Source organism: Pseudomonadota bacterium (genome assembly GCA_039028935.1).
Taxonomy (GTDB): domain Bacteria; phylum Pseudomonadota; class Gammaproteobacteria; order Steroidobacterales; family SZUA-146; genus SZUA-146.
This window is the reverse complement of record JBCCHD010000076.1, coordinates 1-3,603: the sequence shown is the minus strand read 5'-3', so window position 1 is coordinate 3,603 and position 3,603 is coordinate 1. Positions and strand designations below refer to the sequence as shown.

General features: G+C 53.0%; 5 protein-coding genes. 2 read left to right on the top strand and 3 right to left on the bottom strand.

The window, feature by feature from the left end; translation table 11 throughout:
* Positions 1-289, bottom strand: a 289-nt coding sequence (locus AAF465_17275; protein ID MEM7084476.1) for a helix-hairpin-helix domain-containing protein, incomplete at its 3' end; no start/stop codon positions are given.
* Between the two features lie 284 nt (positions 290-573).
* Between AAF465_17275 and AAF465_17270 the strand changes: the two genes are divergently transcribed.
* Positions 574-1,443: a hypothetical protein gene (locus AAF465_17270; GenBank protein ID MEM7084475.1), complete on the top strand. Its 870-nt coding sequence runs from the start codon at positions 574-576 to the stop codon at positions 1,441-1,443.
* A gap of 74 nt (positions 1,444-1,517) precedes the next feature.
* Here the strand turns inward: AAF465_17270 and AAF465_17265 are convergent, their stop codons facing one another.
* Both AAF465_17265 and AAF465_17260 read right to left on the bottom strand, forming a co-directional pair.
* Positions 1,518-1,982: a hypothetical protein gene (locus AAF465_17265; GenBank protein ID MEM7084474.1), complete on the bottom strand. Its 465-nt coding sequence runs from the start codon at positions 1,980-1,982 to the stop codon at positions 1,518-1,520.
* A gap of 194 nt (positions 1,983-2,176) precedes the next feature.
* On the bottom strand, positions 2,177-2,818 hold the full coding sequence (locus AAF465_17260; protein ID MEM7084473.1) for a TetR/AcrR family transcriptional regulator: 642 nt from the start codon (positions 2,816-2,818) through the stop codon (positions 2,177-2,179).
* Between the two features lie 92 nt (positions 2,819-2,910).
* Between AAF465_17260 and AAF465_17255 the strand changes: the two genes are divergently transcribed.
* Complete coding sequence (locus AAF465_17255) at positions 2,911-3,444, top strand: SDR family NAD(P)-dependent oxidoreductase (GenBank protein MEM7084472.1); 534 nt, start codon at positions 2,911-2,913, stop codon at positions 3,442-3,444.
* Positions 3,445-3,603 lie beyond the last annotated feature (159 nt).

Here is a 3,603-nt window from a genome sequence, read left to right as displayed (position 1 = left end):
TCGATTGTATGGCAAGTTGAGGAGTGACCCGCTCTGCGATCGAGTCGCGATTGGCATCGACGGTGCGCAAGCCGATTCCTTTCACGTCGCTCAGGTCATCTGGTGATTGGAAACGACCAAACTGCTCGCGATAGGCCACAATTGCGCGGGCCTTGTTTAATCCAATCCCTTTAAGCTGCGCCGCGAGCTCTTCGGCCGTTGCCGTGTTGATGTTGACCTCATCGGCCAAACTCAACGGCGTCAGTGCTAGCACGAGCGCCATCAACAAACTCGATAATGCGGTTTTCATCGTATTCCTCCTTGAACACTTGTTAGTGGTGATCAAACCGTATCAACTGTCGACCGAACGTTCGCCTGGCAAAATTGGGCAATACGACCAAATATACGTCGCCGACCACGCAAGCGCCTCTTTTTGATACGTTTAACTTTCTCAACCATGAGTCGTCCCAATGAGGGTTCCGAACGCACAACGTCGCTTTACAGTATGAGCCGGTGGCCGCAACGTGGCGATACACGTTGATTGCGCAACGCCTCGACGTTGTTGTGAGTGAAAGACCAAGGGAGAGTAAGCGTATGAACGACTTTTGCACCGACCGACACCTGATGCTGTTATTACTGCTGACAAGTGTGTTTTCAGCGCCGGTCAACGCCGCAGACGTTCGTTACACGGTGGTGGGAAGCGTTTCAGACGTTGGGTTTTCGGTATCGCCTGACGTCGCGCAGTTCGGCGACACGCTGACAATGGAATTTACGGGAACCGAAAATCCCACCAATACACACCCGACCCCGGAGTTTGCGTTCAATTCCGGCCCCATCTATTCGATGGTAATTAAAATTGGGGACAACGTTGTGTTTTCCCTCGCTTCAGCGGTGCGTATGACCATCGAAGCCCCCAATGGATCTAACACGCATCTGGTGCAATGGAGCGGCGGAGAAGAGGCGTTTGATGGACTATCAGGCGGCGCGATTATGCGTTTTGCGCCAGGCTTTTTCGATCAATTTCCAACCGCCGCCTCGGTACTGAATCCGAATCTACCTGCCTTCGACTCGTCGTCCAACATTGGCTTTTGCTTTAACGGCCTGGATATCGAAAGTTGCGTATCGGCGCCTCGGGTTGATCAATACACCGTTCAAACGCTCGTCGATGATGGCGATGGCGACGGCTTCGCCGACAACCTCGACAATTGCACACAGGTCGACAACCCGAATCAAACCGACACAGACGCCGACGGATTCGGCAACGCTTGCGATGCTGACGTCAACAATGACTGTGTCATTAACTTCATTGACGTGAGCCTGTTGGCGGTTGAGTTCTTGGGCACCAACCCGCTGTTCGATTTTAACGACGACGGGGCCGTTAATTTCATTGACTTTGGCATCATGACCGAGGCGTTTGGTGCGATGCCGGGACCAAGCGGATTAGCCTCTTGCACCGGGTTCTAAACCGCGGACACCTTACCTCGCGCGATCAACTACGCCGTTCAACACACCGCGGAAATTGGCTGCGGCTGACGACCCTACTCCATATTAAAACGGCGGTAGAAAATAGCGGTTTCTTCGTCCGGTGAGAAACCGCGTCGGGCTAGCGTGCCTGTCACAATCGCATTCGTTACGCTGGCGAATAGCACAAAACCAGGATTTTGACTGAACAGCACAAAATTAAATGTCGAAAAAAACAAAAAGGCCATGGCCGATGCAAACACGCGATAGCGAAGGTCAAACACCCGACCAAACAGCCGTACGGCCAAACCACACAGCGCACCCGGAATCGCATAAGCCAAAAAGAACACACCAGGCGCAATGAGCATCGTCACCATAGCGAGCTCACCAATCACCGCGCCCACAAACAAAATCAAAAACACACGGACGTACGATTGCTCGGCAATAAGGCGATCTCGCACAACTGACGCATCCACTTCGACCAACGCGTCATCGTCCGTCAGCGAGGATTCGGGCGCTTTGTAATAATCGTTTTGATCCATGTTTAATACTTGATTCTGAACGCTCAATCGGTGCTTGGGCGGGTCATAGTTGTTCGCGTCGATTCAGCCAAAGACATCACATCCATGTACACCATTAAGGCCATCATCACTTAGCCGTTGGGTGGCCTAATCCACGCCCACCATTCAAACCCAGTGCTCCACGTCGCTGGCTTGGCATTTCAATGCCCCACCCATTAGCGTTCCGCCAGACGCAAAAACCCCTCATAACCCTGGTCTAACATATCCCTTACCGCGACCGACGACTTCTGACCCCGCGCCATCGCGGCGGCGCCGAGCAGTATTCCACAGACATATCGCGCCAACTTGGTCACATTGATCCCCGCTTCAATTTCGCCACGCGTTTGGCCTTCTTTGAGCTTTCGTTTCACCAATTTTTCTGTCGTGTCGTGAAGCGATTTGATCTTGTCGGCAATCGCCGATGCGCTGGAGCCGACGTTGATCGTTGAATTCACCACCAAACACCCTATCGGATTGGCGCCGCCGTGCAGGCGCTTCGATTCGAGAAACAGCAAGCGTATGGCTTCCTTTGCGCTGTCGGTCTGCTCGAACAACGACTGAACATTATCCCGATAAGGCCGGTGGTAATGTTCAAGTACCTCAATAAAGAGCGACTCTTTGTCACCAAACGCGTTGTACAGACTGGGCGGTTTCATGTTCATTGCGGCGCCCAAATTGGCCACCGACGTCGCCTCATACCCCAGCTCGCAAAACACGCTCATCGCTTGACCGAGCGCTTCGTCGCGATCGAATGTTTGAGGTCGACCCTTTCGTCGTTGGCCCTTCGCCGGCTCTGAATTCTTTTTTGTAGTATTCACTATATTTCTCTTGACTCGGCCCCTGAATTCCGTCACAGTATTATTATAGTGATCACTACATTTGTCAATTATTAACCCTTACAGGAATCCCCATGTCTCTGAAATTAAAAAACAAAGTTGCTCTCATTACCGGCGGAAACAGCGGTATTGGCCTGGCCACCGCGAAGAAATACGCGGCTGAAGGCGCCACTGTCATTATCACCGGCCGTAATCAAACGTCACTCGACGCCGCCATCGCTGACATCGGCGGTGACAGCATTGCCGTTCGCAGCGATGTATCAAACCTCACCGATCTTGATGAACTATACGGCTTGATCCGAGAAAAATTTGGCCGCATCGATGTGCTCTTTGCCAATGCCGGCGTCGCCGAAATCGCACCCATTGACGAAGTGTCCGAATCGTTCTTCGACCGACACTTCAACATCAACGTCAAAGGCCTGTTCTTCACCATCCAGAAGGCCTTGCCGCTGATCAGTGAGGGCGGCTCGATCATATTGAACGCGTCAATTGTTGGCACCAAAGGTTTTGGTAACTTCAGCGTGTACAGCGCCACAAAAGCGGCGGTGCGCTCGTTTGCCCGCACCTGGGCTACCGATCTGGCTCCACGCGGTGTAAGCGCTCGATAAAGGGCATTCTTCCGGTCTGAGATTTTCTTTCCCAGACTTGGCGCATCGATTTTGACAGGAGATTCCGATGCCCAAGCCCAAGACGCCGCTGACGAAGTGTCAGCGCTACTGGCTGCGCCACATCAACGCCGCCGACGCGAGCGGCGGCACACTGGTCGC

Bases quoted from the DNA above. Each gene is read 5' to 3' on its own strand.
- AAF465_17255 (MEM7084472.1), top strand. From the start codon at position 2,911: ATGTCTCTGAAATTAAAAAACAAAGTTGCTCTCATTACCGGCGGAAAC.
- AAF465_17265 (MEM7084474.1), bottom strand. From the start codon at position 1,982: ATGGATCAAAACGATTATTACAAAGCGCCCGAATCCTCGCTGACGGAC.
- AAF465_17270 (MEM7084475.1), top strand. From the start codon at position 574: ATGAACGACTTTTGCACCGACCGACACCTGATGCTGTTATTACTGCTG.